Annotated in this window: 18 protein-coding genes; 6 read left to right on the top strand and 12 right to left on the bottom strand. The window is 60.0% G+C overall.

What is annotated here, in order from left to right; genetic code table 11:
- The first annotated feature begins 69 nt into the window (after nt 1-69).
- Entirely contained in the window at nt 70-1,677 is a 1,608-nt protein-coding gene (locus IF654_RS00455) for an alkaline phosphatase family protein (protein ID WP_194862842.1), read from the top strand.
- Between the two features lie 57 nt (nt 1,678-1,734).
- Here the strand turns inward: IF654_RS00455 and IF654_RS00460 are convergent, their stop codons facing one another.
- Together IF654_RS00460 and IF654_RS00465 are read right to left on the bottom strand one after the other, a co-directional pair.
- Nucleotides 1,735-2,640 (bottom strand): TauD/TfdA dioxygenase family protein, encoded by a 906-nt coding sequence (locus IF654_RS00460; RefSeq protein ID WP_047278913.1) that lies wholly within the window; start codon nt 2,638-2,640, stop codon nt 1,735-1,737.
- Between the two features lie 42 nt (nt 2,641-2,682).
- The gene (locus IF654_RS00465) at nt 2,683-3,705 is read right to left on the bottom strand and encodes an ABC transporter substrate-binding protein (RefSeq protein WP_047279610.1); all 1,023 of its coding nucleotides are present in this window, start codon (nt 3,703-3,705) and stop codon (nt 2,683-2,685) included.
- Between the two features lie 307 nt (nt 3,706-4,012).
- Here IF654_RS00465 and IF654_RS00470 point away from each other — a divergent pair, with 307 nt between their 5' ends.
- Genes IF654_RS00470 through IF654_RS00480 form a run of 3 tightly spaced genes read left to right on the top strand, consistent with a single transcriptional unit; the run spans nt 4,013 to nt 6,949 of the window.
- Nucleotides 4,013-5,611 (top strand): ABC transporter permease, encoded by a 1,599-nt coding sequence (locus tag IF654_RS00470; RefSeq protein ID WP_194862841.1) that lies wholly within the window; start codon nt 4,013-4,015, stop codon nt 5,609-5,611.
- Nucleotides 5,608-6,423, top strand: a complete 816-nt coding sequence (locus tag IF654_RS00475; RefSeq protein WP_047279608.1) for an ABC transporter ATP-binding protein — start codon at nt 5,608-5,610, stop codon at nt 6,421-6,423. The genes IF654_RS00470 and IF654_RS00475 overlap by 4 nt, the downstream gene beginning before the upstream one ends.
- A 46-nt stretch (nt 6,424-6,469) precedes the next feature.
- The gene (locus IF654_RS00480; RefSeq protein WP_094987332.1) at nt 6,470-6,949 is read left to right on the top strand and encodes an Mpo1 family 2-hydroxy fatty acid dioxygenase; all 480 of its coding nucleotides are present in this window, start codon (nt 6,470-6,472) and stop codon (nt 6,947-6,949) included.
- 44 nt (nt 6,950-6,993) lie between these two features.
- Here the strand turns inward: IF654_RS00480 and IF654_RS00485 are convergent, their stop codons facing one another.
- On the bottom strand, nt 6,994-7,638 hold the full coding sequence (locus IF654_RS00485; RefSeq protein ID WP_047283305.1) for an HAD family hydrolase: 645 nt from the start codon (nt 7,636-7,638) through the stop codon (nt 6,994-6,996).
- Nucleotides 7,639-7,670: 32 nt separating this feature from the next.
- Nucleotides 7,671-8,219 (bottom strand): gamma carbonic anhydrase family protein, encoded by a 549-nt coding sequence (locus IF654_RS00490; RefSeq protein ID WP_047279606.1) that lies wholly within the window; start codon nt 8,217-8,219, stop codon nt 7,671-7,673.
- A gap of 75 nt (nt 8,220-8,294) precedes the next feature.
- Here IF654_RS00490 and prlC point away from each other — a divergent pair, with 75 nt between their 5' ends.
- Nucleotides 8,295-10,373: an oligopeptidase A gene (gene prlC, locus IF654_RS00495; RefSeq protein WP_170320281.1), complete on the top strand. Its 2,079-nt coding sequence runs from the start codon at nt 8,295-8,297 to the stop codon at nt 10,371-10,373.
- Complete coding sequence (locus IF654_RS00500) at nt 10,370-10,648, top strand: YheV family putative zinc ribbon protein (protein WP_047278897.1); 279 nt, start codon at nt 10,370-10,372, stop codon at nt 10,646-10,648. The genes prlC and IF654_RS00500 overlap by 4 nt, the downstream gene beginning before the upstream one ends.
- 50 nt (nt 10,649-10,698) lie before the next feature.
- Here the strand turns inward: IF654_RS00500 and IF654_RS00505 are convergent, their stop codons facing one another.
- From IF654_RS00505 to oscA, 8 genes are all read right to left on the bottom strand, one after another.
- On the bottom strand, nt 10,699-11,643 hold the full coding sequence (locus IF654_RS00505) for a phosphatidate cytidylyltransferase (RefSeq protein ID WP_047281574.1): 945 nt from the start codon (nt 11,641-11,643) through the stop codon (nt 10,699-10,701).
- A complete protein-coding gene (locus tag IF654_RS00510) occupies nt 11,640-12,239 on the bottom strand; it encodes a lysophospholipid acyltransferase family protein (protein ID WP_094987331.1) in 600 nt (199 codons plus the stop codon). The genes IF654_RS00505 and IF654_RS00510 overlap by 4 nt, the downstream gene beginning before the upstream one ends.
- A complete protein-coding gene (locus IF654_RS00515; RefSeq protein WP_047278889.1) occupies nt 12,226-12,858 on the bottom strand; it encodes a CDP-alcohol phosphatidyltransferase family protein in 633 nt (210 codons plus the stop codon). The genes IF654_RS00510 and IF654_RS00515 overlap by 14 nt, the downstream gene beginning before the upstream one ends.
- Before the next feature lie 198 nt (nt 12,859-13,056).
- Entirely contained in the window at nt 13,057-14,046 is a 990-nt protein-coding gene (locus IF654_RS00520; RefSeq protein ID WP_047278886.1) for a sulfate/molybdate ABC transporter ATP-binding protein, read from the bottom strand.
- Nucleotides 14,047-14,049: 3 nt separating this feature from the next.
- Entirely contained in the window at nt 14,050-14,922 is an 873-nt protein-coding gene (cysW, locus tag IF654_RS00525; protein WP_047278884.1) for a sulfate ABC transporter permease subunit CysW, read from the bottom strand.
- Between the two features lie 13 nt (nt 14,923-14,935).
- Nucleotides 14,936-15,754, bottom strand: a complete 819-nt coding sequence (gene cysT, locus IF654_RS00530; protein WP_047278882.1) for a sulfate ABC transporter permease subunit CysT — start codon at nt 15,752-15,754, stop codon at nt 14,936-14,938.
- 91 nt (nt 15,755-15,845) lie between these two features.
- Nucleotides 15,846-16,856, bottom strand: a complete 1,011-nt coding sequence (locus IF654_RS00535) for a sulfate ABC transporter substrate-binding protein (protein ID WP_047279602.1) — start codon at nt 16,854-16,856, stop codon at nt 15,846-15,848.
- A gap of 68 nt (nt 16,857-16,924) precedes the next feature.
- Complete coding sequence (oscA, locus tag IF654_RS00540) at nt 16,925-17,107, bottom strand: sulfur starvation response protein OscA (RefSeq protein WP_047278876.1); 183 nt, start codon at nt 17,105-17,107, stop codon at nt 16,925-16,927.
- Nucleotides 17,108-17,489: the final 382 nt, after the last annotated feature.

Raw genomic sequence — 17,489 nt, forward strand, 5'->3', positions numbered from 1 at the left:
AAATGCGCTTGTCGCTGGCGCCGTGCTCGCGCGAAATCGGTCACCTGATCTGTCAAAAGGTGAACCCCCATGCCACAGCTGCAACCTGTCAAAAACGTGCTCTACATCATGTGCGACCAACTGCGTCGCGATTATTTGTCGTGCTACGGCCACCCGCACTTGCACACGCCCAACATCGACCGGCTGGCCGCGGCGGGCGTTCGTTTCAGCCGTGCCTACACCCAGGGCACGATCTGCGGGCCGTCGCGCATGTCGGCCTACACCGGGCGCTACGTCAGCAGCCACCAAGTGGCGTGGAACGCTGTGCCATTGCCTCTGGAAGAACTGACGCTAGGGGATTACCTGCGTCCGCACGGCATTCGCACGGCCCTGGTGGGTAAAACCCACGCCACGGCCAATGTCGATGCCTTACAGCGGCTGGCTATCGACCCTGACAGCCAGCAGGCAGAAGCCTTTAATGAGGTGGGCTTTGAAGCCTACGCCCGCCATGACGGGATTTACCCTGATAGCCCCCTGTTCGATGACAAGCGTGACGCGGCGCCGTACATCCATTACCTGCGCGATCTGGGTTACGACGGTGCAAACCCGTGGCATGACTGGGCCAATGCCGGGGCCGGGCCCACGGGCGAGATCCTGAGCGGCTGGAAAATGCGCAACGCCCACCTGCCGGCCCGTGTGCTGGAGCAACATTCCGAAACCGTCTTCACCACAGACCGCGCCATCGACTTCATTCAGGAGCAAGGTGAGCAGCCGTGGTGCCTGCATTTGTCCTACATCAAACCGCACTGGCCCTACATCGCTCCGGCGCCTTATCACGCGCTGTATGGCGCTGCGCAGGTGCTGGCGCCGATCCGTGCTCAAACGCCCAGCGATCACCCGGTCTACACGGCGTTTCGACAGCACGAGGAAAGCCTGAACTTCTCCCGCGAGGACGTGCGCCTGAACGTGATTCCGACCTACATGGGCCTGATCAAACAGGTCGACGATCAACTGGGACGCCTGTTCGACCTGCTGCACAGCACGGGCCGCTGGGACGACACGCTGATTGTGTTCACCAGTGACCACGGCGACTTTTTGGGTGATCACTTGTTAGGCGAAAAGGAGTTTTTGCTGGAGCCCGCGGTGGGTGTGCCATTGATTGTGCGCGACCCTCGGGCCGCCGCAGATGTCACGCGGGGCACGGTGGACGCGCGACTGGCTGAAACCATCGACGCGTTGCCGACCTTTTTGCAGGCGCTGGGGGTGAGTGGAGCGGAGCATCGTCTGGAGGGGCGTTCGTTGATTCCGTTGTTGCACGGCCAGAACCCCGCATGGCGCGACTATGCGATCAGCGAATATGACTACGCGTTTCAGGCACCGGCCCGCGAACGGCTGGGTCAGCCGATCGATCGTTGCCGCATGACCATGGTGCGCAGCGAACGCTGGAAGTACCTGGCGTATGACGGCTTTCGAGCGCAGTTGTTTGACCTGGAAAACGACCCGCAGGAGCTGAACGACCTGGGGGCTGACCCGGCGTATGCGGCGGTGCGTGAACAGCATGTGGGGTATTTGTTCGACTGGCTGCGCGGGCTCAAGCGCAGGACCACCGTCAGCCATCAGGAAGTGGACCGTCGCGCTGAGAGCTTTCGGTATGGCGAACCTCAGGCGCAGAAGGTGGTGCAGATCGGCGTGTGGTAACGCCGGGCAAACAAAAACCCTCTCCCATCGGGAGAGGGTTGGAGGAATGGCAACGGGTCAGGCGCCTTTAGTGGTCTGGCTGCGGTGCCCTTGTACGCTCACCGGCACATCCCCTTGCAGGGTCACGCGGCGCACGATGCGCTCTTGAGTGCCGTAGTCGTCAATGGCGTAGTGCTGCGTCGAGCGGTTGTCCCAGATGGCCACGTCGCCGGTGTTCCAGCGCCAGCGCACGGTGTTTTCCAGACGGGTCACGTGGCTTTGCAGCAGGTTGAACAGGTGCGCCGAGTCGGCTTGTGAATACCCTTTGATACGTTTCACGAAATGCCCCAGCACCAGACTCTTCTCACCGCTCACCGGGTGAACGCGCACCACGGGGTGTTCGGTTTCATACACGGTCGAGGTAAAGACCTTGCGATAACGTTCGAGCTTTTCTGCCGAGACATCGGGTTTGGCGCTGGCGTAGTCGTATTCGTTGCTGTGAACCGCCCAGAGTTTGTCAGCCAGTTCTTGCAGGTCTGCGGGCAGCTTGGCGTAAGCCGTGGCGGTGTTGGCCCACACGGTGTCGCCTCCCGACGCCGGGGCCAGCACCGAGCGCAGCACCGAGGCTTTTGGGTAGGCATCCACGAAGGTGACGTCGGTGTGCCAGGAGTTGGCGCGTTGACCTTGAGCGCCATCCAGTTCCATCAGGTATTGGGTGCCGTCACGCACCGGCACGGTGGGGTGGGCAATGGGCTCACCCAACAGGTGGGCGAAGGCTTCCTGGCGTTGATCGTCGAGGTGGGTCTGGTTGCGGAAAAAAATCACTTTGTGGGTCAGCAGCGCCTGTTGAATGGCGTCCACGGTGGCCGGGTCGAGGTCGCCGGACAGTTTTATCCCGCGGATTTCAGCGCCGATGCGCCCCGCGACCGGATGGATGTCCAAGGCGTGTACGTCAGTTTTCACAGCTAATGCGGCAGTGCTCATCGTAAGAACCTCATCGTGTTTGACGGTGGTGGGGCGAAGGGATTAGCGGGTGGCGGCGGCCAGCGGCGGGGCAACCCAGTCGCTGACGTGAAACGCTTTGCGGATCAGCCGCTGTTGAGCGGCCAGGGTGATTGAGTCTTGCAGGGTGGCCAGGAATACCGGGTCCAGTTGCGACGGGAAAACCTCGCTGAAGGTTTGGTCCTTGAGGTCTTGCTCAAGGATCTGCGGCGGGTAGCTGGCCAGCCCCGAAACCAGTTGGATGTAGGCCGGTTTGTTGGCGTCGTTGGTCAGCCATTGCACCGCTTGCTCCTGGGTTTTGAGCAGTTTGGCCACGGCTTGCGGGTGCGCATCGACAAACGCGCCCGCGCCTACCAGTACGCTTTGGACGCTGCCTGCGTTGTTTAAATCTTTGGTGGTCAACGGGATTTCGGCCAGGCCTTTGGCCTGCAGCGAGCTGAGGTTGGAACCGCCCCACGAGGCATCGATCTGTTGGGCGGCCAGGGCTGCCACGGCGGCGTTGAAGTCCAGGTTGATGACTTTCAGGTCCTTCTCGCTCAGGCCCACGCTGGCCAACGCGGCGTCGAACGACAGTTGGGTCGCGGTGCCACGGAACAGGCCGACACGTTTGCCCTTGAGGTCGTGCAGGGTTTTGATCCCCGAGCCCGGCACCACGGCCAGGTATTGCTTGTTGCCTCGTGCCGCCGCGCTCAACAGACGGGTGTCCAGACCATTGGCTTTGCCGATGATGGCCGCCAGATCACCCAGGTAAGCGAAGTCGACCTGGCCATTGGCGAACGCTTCGTTGATCACCGGCCCTGCGCCTTTGAAGTATTTCCAGTCGATGGTGACGCCGTCTTCGGCAAAGGCTTTTTCCAGCAGTTGCTGGCTGCGCAGGACGTCGCTGATACCGCCTCCACTGTGTTGCGCGCCAGCGCTCAGGTCGGGCACGGCGATGCGGATGTGTTTCAGGTCCTCAGCCTGCGCCAGCCAGGGCAAGTAGCCCAGCACGCCAATGAGTGTGGGGGCGGCGAGGCGGCGCAGAGCACGTTTGAACGGGATGGGCATGGTGCAGCTCCTGAAGGCGGCGGGCTTTGAGGAGCAAAAAGTAGGCAGAAGATTTTCAGGACAATAAATACTAAGAGTTCACAACTTAGTAACCAAAAGGAATAAGCGTTGCAGCCTGCGGGTGCTGGCCCGGTATGCATGAATCGCACTGAAAATATTCATGCATTGCATTGGAAGCCTGCGCAAAGACAGGCCATAAAGAGCAGTGCTTATCACCGATAGGCAGCTTTTTATCGTTTTATAGATCAGACGGAAATATCTACAGCCGGTTTGATAACGCCCGCACAGCCGACAACGGAGGTCTGCGATGACTAAGGCTTCGCTGCTCAATTCACCGATGACCGCCCCGCCGCTGGGGTTCAAGGTGTGGTCACCCCCTTTCAATCAACGGGTATTGCCCTGGATTGTGCCGTTCAGCTTGCTGGCGTTGTGGTGGCTGGCGAGCCGCAATCAATGGATGAGCGAGCAAATCCTGCCGCCGCCTTCGCTGGTGTGGCAAAGCGCGCTGGAACTGGGTTCCGGCGAGCTGTGGGCACATTTGGCCATCAGCTTGCAGCGCCTGTTGGTGGGGTTGCTGGCGGGGGTGAGCATCGGTGCGGTGCTGGGGGCGGCGATGGGATTGAGCCGCCGCGCCGAGCGCGTGGTGCTGCCGACCTTCAGCGCACTGGCGCAAATCCCGACGTTGGCGTGGATTCCCCTGTTCATGGTGTTTTTCGGCATCGGTGAAGTGCTCAAGCTGGTGGTGCTGATCAAGGCCATCGTGGTGCCCGTCACCCTGCACACGTTGATCGGCGTGCGCGATGCCCAGCCCACGTTGCGCGAGGCGGCGCAGGTGTTGCGCTTGCCGCTGACGGTGCGGTTGCGGCGCCTGATTATCCCGGCGGCCCTGCCCGGCTTCATGTCCGGGTTACGGCTGGCGCTGGCCACGGGCTGGACATCGTTACTGGCGGTGGAGTTGCTGGCGTCCAGCGAAGGCATCGGCTACTTGATGGTGTATGCGCGGCAGCTGTTTATGCTCGACATCGTGTTTGTGTGCATCGCGGTGATCGGGGTGATGGGCGTGGCGATGGACCGCGGTATCGGCTGGCTGGATAAAAAATGGGTGCACTGGCCCCATGCGGCCACTGCCCAATTGGCGCGTGGTCCCCGTGCTCAAGGCTGGCAACGCCTGGAGTCCTGGTGGCTGCCGCTGGGGTTGTTCGGGGTGTGGCAACTGGCAGTGGCGTTGCAGTGGGTCGACCCGCAGATTTTGCTCAGCCCGCTGGCGGTGTTGCAGAGCACCTGGACCGGGCTGGTTGACGGCAGTTTGCCCACGGCGCTGGCCTTGAGCCTGAAACGCACGCTGGGTGGCCTGGTGATGGGGGGCGGTTTGGGGTTTGGCCTGGGCGTGCTGCTGGGGATGTCGCGTGTCAGTGAGCGGTTGCTCGGGCCGAGCTTGTCGGCCTTGCGCCAGATTGCGATTTTCGCGTGGGTGCCGCTGCTCACGGCATGGTTTGGCCTGGGCGAGTTGTCGAAGTGGGCGTTCGTTGCTCTGGCTGCTTTTTTTCCGCTGTTTATTGCCACCCAACGCAGCGTGGCGACGCTTTCGCCCCTGCTGCGAGAGGCCGCGCAGGTGATGCGCCTGAGCCTATGGCAGCGCGTGCGCGTGCTGGTCTTGCCGGGGGCCGCGCCGGGGATCTTCGCCGGACTGCGCCTGAGCCTGATCTATGCGTGGCTCGGCACCATCGGCGCGGAATATTTCATGCCGTCCAACGGCGGCATCGGCAGCCTGATGATCGGTGCGCAACAACTGCTGCGCATGGACACGATCTTCAGCGGCATGCTGCTGGTCGGCCTGACCGGCGCCGCTTTGAACCTGATTGGCCAACGCCTGGAACGTCGCGCAACGCGCTGGAGACACGCATGAACGCACCGATTGTCAGTTTTAACCACGTGGGCAAAACCTTCGAAGTGGATGGCGCGGCACTGGAAGCCATCCGTGATTTCAACGTGCAAATCGCTGAAGGTGAGTTTGTCGCCATCGTCGGGTCCAGTGGCTGCGGCAAGTCGACGTTGCTGCGCCTGCTGGTGGGGCTGGACACCGACTTTCACGGCACGATTGAAGTCGATGGCAAGCCGGTCACGGGCGTGGGCAGTGAACGCGGGATTGTGTTTCAGGAGCACCGGTTGTTCCCGTGGCTCAGCGTGGAGGACAACATCGGCCTGGGGCTGGTCAACGAAGCGCTCAGCCCCGTGGAACGCCGTCAGCGGGTGGCGGCGTTCATCGAATTGGTGGGTTTGACGGATTTCGCCCGCGCCCTTCCGCATCAGTTGTCGGGCGGCATGGCGCAACGTGTGGCGATTGCTCGTGGGTTGGTGGCCAGCCCACGGATTCTGCTGCTGGACGAGCCGTTCGGCGCGCTGGATGCCCTGACCCGTCAGCACATGCAGGATGAGCTGCTGGCGATTCGGGCACGGGCGAAAATCACCACGGTGCTGGTGACCCACGACGTGGAAGAAGCGATCTTTTTGGCTGACCGCGTGGTGGTGCTTGAGCCGCGTCCGGGCCGGATCAAACAGGTGGTCAACGTTGACCTGCCGCACCCGCGTCAACGCGCCAGCTTTGCGTTTCATCAACTGCGCGAAGAGCTGCTGCATGAGCTGACCCACGCGGATCACTACACGCCGGTTGCGCCCATTCAGGTGCGTGATGTGCCCTTGGCCTTTATCGCGGTGTGAGGCAAGCGCCTACACTGGGTTGATCGTTCATCCCAAAGGCGGCGCCATGAAAACCCTCGTCGAGCATTTGAGCCAGTACGCCGCGTATCACCGCGATACGCGCAATATCCTGAGCCACTTTGTCGGCATTCCGCTGATCGTGATTGCGGTGGCGACACTGCTGTCACGCCCGCAGTGGGCCGCCATCTCGCCAGCGTTGGTGCTGATGGTGGCCTGCGCGGTGTTTTATCTGCGACTTGAGCGACGGCTCGGGTTGCTGATGACGGTATTGATGGGGTTGGCGGTGTGGCTCGGTTATCGGCTCGCCGCCCTGAGCACGGGGCTGTGGCTGGGCTGGGGCGTCGGCTTGTTTGTGCTGGGGTGGGTGATTCAGTTCGTGGGGCATTACTACGAAGGCCGAAAACCGGCGTTCATCGATGACGTGTCCGGGTTGATCGTCGGCCCTTTGTTTGTGGTGGTGGAAGTGGGCTTTTTGCTGGGCTGGCGCAAGGATTTGCAGCAGGCGATCGAGCAACGCAGTCGCTGATGCGTTGAGCGGGGCCTGACCCCCGCCCAACCTCGGCAGCGCCTTTACCTGAACGCCTGATGCAGTTGCGCCAGGGTCTGGAAGTGGTACGTGGGCGCGAACGCGCTCAGCTCTTCAAAACTGCCAAAGCCATACCCCACGGCGGCGGCATCCAGGCCATTTTCCCGGGCGCCGATCAGGTCGTGCTTGCGGTCGCCGATCATCAAGGTCTGGGCCGGGTCGAGCCCTTGCTCGGTCAGCAAGTGGCGGATCAGCTCGACTTTATGGGTGCGCGTGCCGTCCAGCTCGCTGCCGTAAATCACGTTGAAGTGGCGGGCGAAGTCAAAATGACGCGCGATTTCGCGGGCATACACTTGCGGCTTGGAGGTGGCGATAAACAGCTGCCGACCTTGGCCGACCAGCTCTTCCAGCAACGGCGTCACACCGTCAAACACGTGGTTTTCATACAGCCCGGTCACGGCAAACCGCTCGCGGTAAAAGCCCATGGCTTCCCAGGCACGGGCCTCGTCAAAGCCATAGGTGGCCATGAACGCTTGCAGCAAAGGCGGGCCAATGAAGTGTTCCAGTTTGCTCAGGTCAGGTTCGTCGATGCCCATTTTGCTCAGGCCGTACTGAATTGAACGGGTAATGCCTTCTCGCGGATCAGTCAACGTGCCATCAAGGTCGAACAATACGTTTTGGTAATGCATGCAAGGCTCCTAAGCCGTGATCTTGAAGAGGCTCAAACGGGCTGGTGGTAGCCTTCGGCCAAGTGTTGGTCCTTGAGTTTGACGTAGTTGCCAGCGCTGTAGGTGAAGAAGGCCTTTTCCTTGTCGGTCAGCGCACGCACTGGCCTGACCGGGCTGCCAACGTACAGAAAGCCGCTGTCCAGACGCTTGCCGGGAGGCACCAGGCTGCCTGCGCCCACGATGACATCGTCCTCAATGACGGCGCCGTCCATCACGATGCTGCCCATGCCGATCAGCACGCGGCTGCCCACGGTACAGCCATGCAGCATGACTTTGTGCGCGATGGTCACGTCGTCCCCGATCAGCAGCGGGAACCCGTCGGGGTTGAACGGCCCGGCGTGGGTGATGTGCAGCACGCAGCCGTCCTGCACGCTGGTGCGCGCGCCGATACGGATGCGGTGCATGTCGCCGCGAATCACGGTCAGTGGCCAGACGGAGCTGTCGGCGCCGATCTCGACATCGCCGATCACCACGGCCGAACGGTCAACGAAGGCGCGTTCGCCCAATGCGGGGGTGTGCTGCTGGAACGGACGGATGGACACAAATAGCTTCCTTCTTTAGCAGTAATAGGGCGTCACAGGGCTGCGGACTGCGGCGATTGTAATTAAGATGGCCCAATGTTTCTTCCAGCCAAGGTGCTTAACGTGAGCGAGAACAACCCTCTATTGCAGCCCTACGACCTGCCGCCGTTCTCGGCGATCCGTCCTGAGCACGTGCAGCCGGCCATCGAGCAGATCCTCGCTGACAACCGCGCCGGCATCGAAAAAATTCTTCAAGACCAAGGCCAAAACCCGACATGGGAAGGTCTGGTGCTGGCCATGGATGAGCTGAACGACCGGCTGGGCGCTGCCTGGAGCCCGGTCAGCCACCTCAATGCCGTGTGTAACAGCGCCGAACTGCGGGCTGCCTACGAGGCATGTTTGCCTGCCTTGAGTGCCTATTCGACCGAGATGGGCCAGAACCGCGAGCTGTTCCAAGCGTTCGAAGCCCTCGCGCACAGCCCGCACGTCGCTGACTTCGATCAGGCGCAACTGACCATTCTGGAGCACTCGCTGCGCGACTTCCGTCTGTCGGGTATCGACCTGCCGCACGACAAGCAAAAGCGCTACGCCGAGGTGCAGAGCAAGCTGTCCGAGCTGGGCAGCAAGTTCTCCAACCAACTGCTGGACGCCACGCAAGCCTGGACCAAGCACATCACTGACGAAGCGGCCCTGGCGGGCCTGACCGAGTCGGCCAAGGCGCAAATGGCGGCAGCGGCTCAAGCCAAAGGGCTGGACGGCTGGCTGATTACCCTCGAATTCCCGAGCTACTACCCAGTCATGACCTACGCCGAAGACCGCGCGCTGCGCGAAGAAGTCTACGCGGCGTACTGCACCCGCGCATCGGATCAAGGCCCGAATGCCGGAACGTTCGATAACGGCCCGGTGATGGAAGAAATCCTCGACCTGCGCCAGGAGTTGGCGCAATTGCTGGGCTTCGGCAGTTTTGCCGAGCTGAGTCTGGCCACCAAAATGGCCGAGACCCCGGAGCAGGTGCTGACCTTCCTGCGTGATCTGGCCAAGCGCAGCAAGCCGTTTGCCGCGCGTGACCTGGAGCAGCTGCAAGCCTATGCCGCCGAACAGGGCTGCCCGGAACTCAAAAGCTGGGACAGCGGTTTCTTCGGCGAGAAGCTGCGCGAGCAGCGCTACAGCGTGTCTCAGGAAACCCTGCGCGCTTACTTCCCGATCGACAAAGTGCTCAAGGGCCTGTTCGATATCGTGCATACCCTGTATGGCATCGACATCGTTGAACTCAAGGGTTTCGACACCTGGCACCCGGACGTTCGCCTGTTTGAAATCAAGGAAAACGGCCAGCACATCGGGCGTTTCTTCTTTGACTTGTACGCCCGCGCCAACAAGCGCGGCGGTGCGTGGATGGACGGCGCCCGCGACCGTCGCCGCACGGCGGCTGGCGTGTTGCAAAGCCCGGTGGCGAACCTGGTGTGCAACTTCACCCCGGCAGTGGCGGGCAAGCCTGCACTGCTGACACACGACGAAGTGACCACCCTGTTCCACGAGTTCGGTCACGGCTTACACCACATGCTGACCGAGATCGAACACTCGGGCGTGTCCGGCATCAATGGCGTGGCGTGGGATGCGGTCGAGCTGCCGAGTCAGTTCATGGAAAACTGGTGCTGGGAGCCTGAAGGCCTGGCGCTGATTTCCGGTCACTACGAAACCGGCGAAGCCTTGCCGCAAGACTTGCTGCAAAAAATGCTCGCGGCCAAGAATTTCCAGTCCGGCCTGATGATGGTTCGCCAGCTGGAATTCTCGCTGTTCGACTTCGAACTGCACGCCACCCACGGTGACGGCCGCAGTGTGGCTCAAGTGCTCGACGGCATCCGCGATGAGGTTTCGGTCATGCGCCCACCGGCGTATAACCGCTTCCCGAACAGCTTTGCGCACATCTTCGCGGGCGGTTACGCGGCGGGCTATTACAGCTACAAGTGGGCCGAAGTGCTGTCGGCGGACGCGTTCTCGCGCTTTGAAGAAGAAGGCGTGTTCAACCCGCACACCGGCAAGGCATTCCGTCAGGCGATTCTGGCCCGCGGGGGTTCCAAAGCGCCCATGGAGCTGTTCAAGGATTTCCGTGGCCGTGAGCCATCGATTGACGCGCTGTTGCGTCACAGCGGCCTGACCGAGGGTTCGGCAGCATGAGCGATGCACCCGTGATCAAAACCAAAAAACGCTTTATCGCCGGGGCGGTTTGCCCGGCGTGCAGCGAGCCTGACAAATTGATGATGTGGAATGAAAACGACGTGCCGCACCGCGAATGTGTGGCATGCGGTTATTCGGACACCTTGAATGAGCAAGGCCTGTCGATACCCAAGGAATTGGGGACGCGGGTCAATACCTCGGCCTTGAATAAAGCGCCTGATCCCAAGGTTCAGGCAGTGCAATTCTTCCCCAATCCGAAGTTGAAAAAGCCTTAACGCCAAAAACGCCCTGTGGTCGCTATTGCGGTGCGACCACAGGGCGGCTTTCAGGCCGAGAAGAAGTAGCGTGTCAGGTGAAAGAAGATCGGCGCCGCAAAGCAAACCGAGTCCATTCTGTCGAGCATCCCGCCGTGGCCTTTGATCAATGTGCCCCAATCTTTGGCGCTCAGGCTTCGCTTGATGGCTGACATGACCAGTCCGCCGACAAAGCCCATGACCACGATCACAAAGGCCATCAACAGTGATTGCCAAAAATTGAAAGGGGTCAGCCAAAACATGCCCCCGCCAATCAGGGTCGCCGCCAGACCGCCGCCCACCAGCCCCTCAACGGTTTTTGAAGGACTGACCTGTGGCGCGACTTTGTGTTGGCCAAAGAGCTTGCCAAACACGTACTGCAGGACATCACTCATCTGCACCACAAACACCATGTAGAACAACAGCAACGCGTTTTGCCCCTCAAACCCCTCCAGATCCAGCATTAACAGCGCGGGTGCGTGGCTAATGCAGAAAATGCAGATCATCACCCCCCACTGGATTTTTGCCGTGCGCTCCAAAAACCCGTCGGTGTCCTGACTCAGTACCGCAATCGCGGGTAGCAGTAGAAAGGCATACACCGGGATCAATAGCGTAAACATCGAATACCAGTGGGTAGCGATCAGCACATATTGCAGCGGTATAAGGATGAAAAAGGCGACAAACAGCGCGTTATGGTCGCCTCTTTTGGTGGGGGCCAACGTGATGAACTCTCGGAGCGCTAACAGAGAAATGAAACCGAAAAGAATGACGGTTGCATGACTGCCGAGCAGGTAGGAGGTAAAGAAAACAATCACCATCCCCCACCACGCATTCACACGCTGATTCAGGTTGTCGACCGTTTCCACGCCATGCTCGGTGGTCGCGCGCCTGGCCAGTACATGACCGATGATCGAGGCGATGACCAGCAGACTGGCAAGCCCGGCAAAGAACCACAGAAACTTGGTTTCAAATGTCATTTGGATAACCTCACGATGGCATCGCGCGCGCGCTCAAGGAATTGCTGTTTCTCTTCGCCAGCGATGGTGGGCAGCGGATTGCCGATCCTGATGGTGCAGATAATGGGCAGGGGGAAATGTTTGCCTTTAGGCATTGAGCGATGAAGGTTTTCCAAATAAACGGGCACCAGGTCGACCTCTGGGAACGTTTCGCTCAACCGGAACAGACCCGATTTGAAATCGCCCGGCAGGGCCTGGCAGGAGCGCGTTCCTTCCGGAAAGAAAATGATGGAGTGCCCGGCGTCCAGCACGTCGATTATGGGCTCCAGCGCGGGTTTACCGGCGTCTGGCTTACGCTCAATCAATACGGCATTCAGCCCTTTTTTTGAAATGTACGAAAGAAATGCGTTCTTGCCCCAATAGTCGGCTGCGGCCACCGGCTTCACATTAAGGCGAGCCTCTTGCGGGAGGGCCGCAATAATGGCCAGTGTGTCCATATGGCTGGTGTGGTTGGCGAAATAGATACGCTGGCGGGTCAGGTCGGGAGGGCTCTCCCAGCGGGCGTTCACACCAATCAGGACACGAAGCACTGAAATCAGAGCGTTACTGATCCACATGGGCGTTTTCCTTTAGCTGTCTGACGATAGCGAGCGTTCGTGTGCCGCAGGTGATAAGCGAGCCGATAACGATGATGAACAGGGTGGCCACTAGCGCGAGGTGCGTGCCATAAACGGCCGTTTCAATCGCATTCAATAAGAGGGCGCCCGTCATCAGAGCCATCCGGTGCTGTTTGGCCATGGGCCCTTTAAAACACTGAGTAAGGCCAATCGATCCGCCAAAAACCCTGACATAGGCGGTCAGGGCTGCAGCCAGGGCGCCAAACCATCCAAGGTCTGAATAACCGATGGCATAGCCAAGCCCGACGATGAGCACACTGTCGGCCACGCGATCCGGAAATTCGTTGTAGAGACTGCCGAGGCTGGATTGTTTTCCACCCTCTATCGCCACCATGCCATCGAGCAGATTGCACAGCAGGCGCAGTTGAATAAAGAGCGCACACGCGATCGACCCCATGACCCCGTTGTCCACGATCAACAGGCTGGCACCGGCTAACGCAAAGACCACGCTGGCGATTGAAATCTGGTTGGGGGAGATATTTCTTTTGAGCAAGGCATCTGTGATGCCCGTCGCCCATTTGGAGGCGCGTGCCTTGATGGGCCTTCGGTTTTCCTTCATGCGAATCCTTGCATCTTGCTGTGAGAGAAGAGGCGGACTTTAAGTGCGAAAGTCGGATAGCTATGTCGGGGCCGATGGGTAACTTGCGAGAGAAGTAGCCGATAGTTTTGTAGGTGTTCAGGTGCAGAAGTAGTGTTCAAACGCCTAAAAAAAGCCTGAGCGTCGAGAGACGTCAGGCTTTGGTGAGGCGTGCGAACGTTACAGGCTAGAGTGTTTCTGCCACACCTTCGGTTTGAAGAACAACGTCTCGCCACGGGTCAGATCGGTCAGGCTGTCATGGTCTTTGACCACTTCCACTTCGATCAACTCGCTTTGCCCCTCAACCTTCAAGGTCACGCGAGTGGTCGCGCCCAGCGGACGGATGTCGCGTACCTGGGCGGCGTGGTGTTCTTCAATCTCATGGCGTGACAACGACACTTCGTGCGGACGGAACAGGACGTGTTGGTCTTCACCGATGTGCAGGCGGTTGGAGTCGCCCAGGAAGTGGTACACAAAATCGCTGGCCGGGTTTTCGTAGACGTCACCCGGGGAGCCGATCTGCTCGATCACGCCTTTGTTCATGACCACGATGCGGTCCGCGACTTCCATCGCTTCTTCCTGGTCGTGGGTGACGAACACCGATGTCAGGTTGATGTCTTCGTGCAGGCGCGCCAACCAGCGGCGCAGCTCTTTGCGCACCTTGGCATCCAGGGCGCCGAAAGGTTCGTCCAGCAACAGCACTTTAGGCTCAACCGCCAAGGCGCGGGCCAGGGCAATACGTTGACGCTGGCCGCCTGACAGTTGCTCCGGGTAACGGTCGGATAACCAGTCCAGTTGCACCATGTTCAGCAGTTCGTGGACTTTTTCGGCAATCCGGCTTTCGCTCGGGCGTTCCTTTTTCGGCTTCATGCGCAGGCCGAACGCGACGTTGTCAAACACTGTCATGTGGCGGAACAGTGCGTAATGCTGGAACACAAACCCGACGTTGCGATCACGCACGTCATGGCCGGAGACGTCTTCGCCGTGGAACACGATGTTGCCTTCGTCCGGGGTTTCCAGGCCGGCAATGATGCGCAGCAACGTGGTTTTGCCGCAGCCCGACGGCCCCAGCAAAGCCACCAGCTCGCCACTCTGGATGTCCAGATTGATGCGGTCCAGCGCCTTGAAGGCGTTGAAGTTTTTGCTGACGTTACGAACTTCGATCGACATGCTTTATTCCTCTGCGGCGCTGGCGCGCAGGCGGTTAATACGGGATTCGCTCCACTGCTTGAGCAGCAGGATGAAGAGCGCCAGGATCAGCAACAGGGTGGCCACGGCGAAGGCGGCAACGTGGTTGTATTCGTTGTAGAGAATCTCGACGTGCAGCGGCAGGGTGTTGGTCACCCCGCGAATGTGCCCGGACACCACCGACACTGCACCGAATTCGCCCATCGCCCGCGCGGTACACAGCACCACGCCGTAGATCAGGCCCCATTTGATATTGGGCACCGTGACGTGCCAGAACATCTGCCAGCCGTTGGCGCCCAGCAGGCGTGCGGCTTCTTCTTCTTGCGTGCCCTGCTCCTGCATCAGCGGGATCAGTTCGCGCGCCACGAAGGGCACGGTGACAAAAATGGTCGCCAGCACGATGCCTGGCAGTGCGAACACGATCTGGATGTCATGGTCTTGCAGCCACTCACCGAAGAAGCCCTGCGCACCGAACATCAGCACGTAGACCAGACCGGCGATCACCGGCGACACCGAGAACGGCAGGTCGATCAGGGTGACGAGGATGCTTTTGCCGCGGAAGCTGTATTTGCTCACGCACCAGGCCGCACTGACGCCGAAGACCACGTTGAGCGGCACCGAAATCGCGACGGCGATCACGGTCAGTTTCAGGGCCGACAGGGCATCGGGCTCAAGGATGGCGTCGAAGAACGCGCCGAAGCCCAGTTTCAGGCCCTGAGAAACCACGATCAGCAGAGGCAACAGCAGGAAGACGACGAAGAACAACCAACCAAAGGCAATCAGTACCCGACGCGACAGCGGGCTGCCACGGCGGGCGGCGTTGGCGACGGAGGCTGCGTTCAAAGTGGCATTGGACATGGTGACGCCTCCTTCAAGGGGTTTCGATGCGGCGCTGAATCAGGTTGATCAGCAGCAGCAAAATGAAGGAAACCACCAGCATCATCACGCCAATGGCCGTGGCACCGGTGTAGTCGTATTGGTCCAGCTTGACCATGATCAGCAGCGGCAGGATCTCGGTTTTCATCGGCATGTTGCCGGCGATGAAAATCACGGAGCCGTACTCGCCAACGCCGCGGGCGAAGGCCAGTGCGAAGCCGGTGAGCCAGGCGGGCAACAACGCGGGCACCAGAATGTGGCGGAACACTTGCAAGGGTTTGGCGCCCAGGCACGCGGCAGCTTCTTCGACCTCACGCGGGATATCAGCCAGCACCGGCTGGACGGTGCGCACCACGAACGGCAGCGTGACGAAGGTCAGCGCCAGGGTGATACCCATCGGGGTGTAGGCGATTTTGAAACCCAGGTCGGTGGCGAACTGGCCAATCCAGCCGTTGGGGGCGTAAAGCGCGGTCAGGGCGATACCGGCGACCGCGGTCGGCAGCGCGAAAGGCAGGTCGATCATGGCATCGATGACCTTGCGCCCCGGGAAGGTGTAGCGCACCAGCACCCAGGCCAGCACGGTGCCGATGATGCCGTTGATCAGTGCTGCAACAAAGGCAGTACCGAAGCTCAACTTGAGCGCGGCCAGTACGCGAGGGGCGGTGACGATGGCCCAAAACTGGTCCCAGGTCAGCTGCGCGGCATGCACGAACATGGCGGCCAGGGGGATCAGCACAATCAGGCTGAGATACACCAAGGTGTAGCCCAGTGTCAGCCCGAAGCCGGGTATGACGGGGGAGATACGACGCGACATAAAAGTCCTTGTTTAACGCACGAAGCCCGCAAACCGATTGCGGGCTTAATGTTCTAGCTTTCAGCGATACCTAAAAGGCCCGCCCCACAGGTTATTGCGCCTGATAGATCTGGTCGAACACGCCACCGTCATTGAAGAATTTCGGTTGGGCAGTCTTCCAGCCACCGAAGTCTTTGTCGATAGTCACAAGGTCCAGCTTCGGAAACTGTTGTGCGTATTTGGCCGCGACCTTCTCATCACGCGGACGGTAGAAGTTCTTTGCAGCAATTTCCTGACCGGCCGGGCTGTACAGGTGTTCGAGGTAGGCTTTTGCGATCTCGGCGTTGCCTTTTTTGTCCGCGTTTTTGTCGACCACGGCGACCGGAGGCTCGGCCAGAATCGACAGTGAAGGCACGACGATGTCGAACTTGTCTGCCCCGCCATCTTCTTTGAGCGCCAAAAAGGCTTCGTTTTCCCACGCCAGCAGCACGTCACCCTGACCGTTGTTGACGAAGGTGATGGTCGAGCCGCGCGCGCCGGTGTCCAGCACAGGCACATGCTGGAACAGTTTTTCTACATAGGCCTTGGCTTTGGTTTCGTCGCCACCATTGGCCTTGAGGCCGTAGGCATAGGCCGCGAGGAAATTCCAGCGTGCGCCGCCACTGGTTTTCGGGTTCGGTGTAATCACCGACACGCCGTCTTTGGTCAGGTCGTTCCAGTCTTTGATGCCTTTAGGGTTGCCCTTGCGCACCAGGAACACGATGGTCGAGGTGTACGGGGTGCTGGCGTCCGGAAGGCGGGTTTGCCAGTTATCCGGCAGGGTTTTACCCAACTTGGCGATTTCGTCGATGTCGCCTGCCAACGCCAGGGTCACAACGTCAGCGCGCAGGCCATCGATCACGCCACGGGCCTGTTTGCCCGAGCCCCCATGGGATTGCTGGATTTTGACTGTGTCGCCGGGATGGCTTTGCTGCCAGAACTGAGTGAATTCAGCGTTGTAATCCTGATACAGCTCACGGGTTGGATCGTAGGAAACGTTCAACAACTCGTAATCTTTGGCCACGGCAGAACCCGCAAAAATGGCACTGGCCAGCGCGGCCAAAGCGTAACGGCGTAGGGACATAGGTGAGGCTCCAGAGCAGCGTGTATTTTTAGTTTTTATAAGCGCCCCAGACAGGGCGCCTGCGGTATTCAGCTATTTTTTTGGCCGGGGTTCTGCAGACGGAACTTCTCTTTACGTTCGATCTGGACCACTTGCGCGTTGTGCACAGTGATTTCCACGGCACCGAAGCGCAGGTCACGTAGCGCGCTCTGGATTTCCCGCAGAATGGTGGCTTCGTCCTGGCCGTCAACGCTACGCAGAGATGCGCTCATGGTGCTGCTCCTGAAAAAAGGGGGTGCCGAAGGGTTCGTGTCGGCGTGGGGGCAATAGTAGTGAGGCGCGATTATTCTTAAAAATACTATTTAAGAATGTTTATATAACTGAAATACGATTTACGACCTGCCCGGTCTCTGCTGCCTGGCCATGCAGGCTGATCGGGGCCGTGAAGTGGACGTTCACGGGGCGGCAGACCGCCCGGCCACACCGGCCAGCACATTGTCATACGCGGTCTACACTCCAACTGCCTCGCCCGTGCACCGCGCGGGGCAGGTGCGGCAAATGGCTCGGGCCCGGCGAGAACTGTTACTGGACAGTCAGGCTAATCAGGCTCACCTTAGGGCCGTTGTCGTCTTTTCCTGCATAGTCTGGAGTCCT

Origin of the sequence: Pseudomonas lundensis (assembly GCF_015377145.2) — a bacterium.
Classification (GTDB): domain Bacteria; phylum Pseudomonadota; class Gammaproteobacteria; order Pseudomonadales; family Pseudomonadaceae; genus Aquipseudomonas; species Aquipseudomonas lundensis.

Bases quoted from the DNA above. Each gene is read 5' to 3' on its own strand.
- IF654_RS00470 (WP_194862841.1), top strand. From the start codon at position 4,013: ATGACTAAGGCTTCGCTGCTCAATTCACCGATGACCGCCCCGCCGCTG.
- IF654_RS00460 (WP_047278913.1), bottom strand. From the start codon at position 2,640: ATGAGCACTGCCGCATTAGCTGTGAAAACTGACGTACACGCCTTGGAC.
- IF654_RS00505 (WP_047281574.1), bottom strand. From the start codon at position 11,643: ATGACATTTGAAACCAAGTTTCTGTGGTTCTTTGCCGGGCTTGCCAGT.
- IF654_RS00515 (WP_047278889.1), bottom strand. From the start codon at position 12,858: ATGAAGGAAAACCGAAGGCCCATCAAGGCACGCGCCTCCAAATGGGCG.
- IF654_RS00535 (WP_047279602.1), bottom strand. From the start codon at position 16,856: ATGTCCCTACGCCGTTACGCTTTGGCCGCGCTGGCCAGTGCCATTTTT.
- IF654_RS00485 (WP_047283305.1), bottom strand. From the start codon at position 7,638: ATGCATTACCAAAACGTATTGTTCGACCTTGATGGCACGTTGACTGAT.
- cysT (WP_047278882.1), bottom strand. From the start codon at position 15,754: ATGTCGCGTCGTATCTCCCCCGTCATACCCGGCTTCGGGCTGACACTG.
- IF654_RS00465 (WP_047279610.1), bottom strand. From the start codon at position 3,705: ATGCCCATCCCGTTCAAACGTGCTCTGCGCCGCCTCGCCGCCCCCACA.
- IF654_RS00510 (WP_094987331.1), bottom strand. From the start codon at position 12,239: ATGTGGATCAGTAACGCTCTGATTTCAGTGCTTCGTGTCCTGATTGGT.
- IF654_RS00475 (WP_047279608.1), top strand. From the start codon at position 5,608: ATGAACGCACCGATTGTCAGTTTTAACCACGTGGGCAAAACCTTCGAA.
- cysW (WP_047278884.1), bottom strand. From the start codon at position 14,922: ATGTCCAATGCCACTTTGAACGCAGCCTCCGTCGCCAACGCCGCCCGC.
- oscA (WP_047278876.1), bottom strand. From the start codon at position 17,107: ATGAGCGCATCTCTGCGTAGCGTTGACGGCCAGGACGAAGCCACCATT.
- IF654_RS00480 (WP_094987332.1), top strand. From the start codon at position 6,470: ATGAAAACCCTCGTCGAGCATTTGAGCCAGTACGCCGCGTATCACCGC.
- IF654_RS00500 (WP_047278897.1), top strand. From the start codon at position 10,370: ATGAGCGATGCACCCGTGATCAAAACCAAAAAACGCTTTATCGCCGGG.
- prlC (WP_170320281.1), top strand. From the start codon at position 8,295: ATGTTTCTTCCAGCCAAGGTGCTTAACGTGAGCGAGAACAACCCTCTA.
- IF654_RS00455 (WP_194862842.1), top strand. From the start codon at position 70: ATGCCACAGCTGCAACCTGTCAAAAACGTGCTCTACATCATGTGCGAC.
- IF654_RS00520 (WP_047278886.1), bottom strand. From the start codon at position 14,046: ATGTCGATCGAAGTTCGTAACGTCAGCAAAAACTTCAACGCCTTCAAG.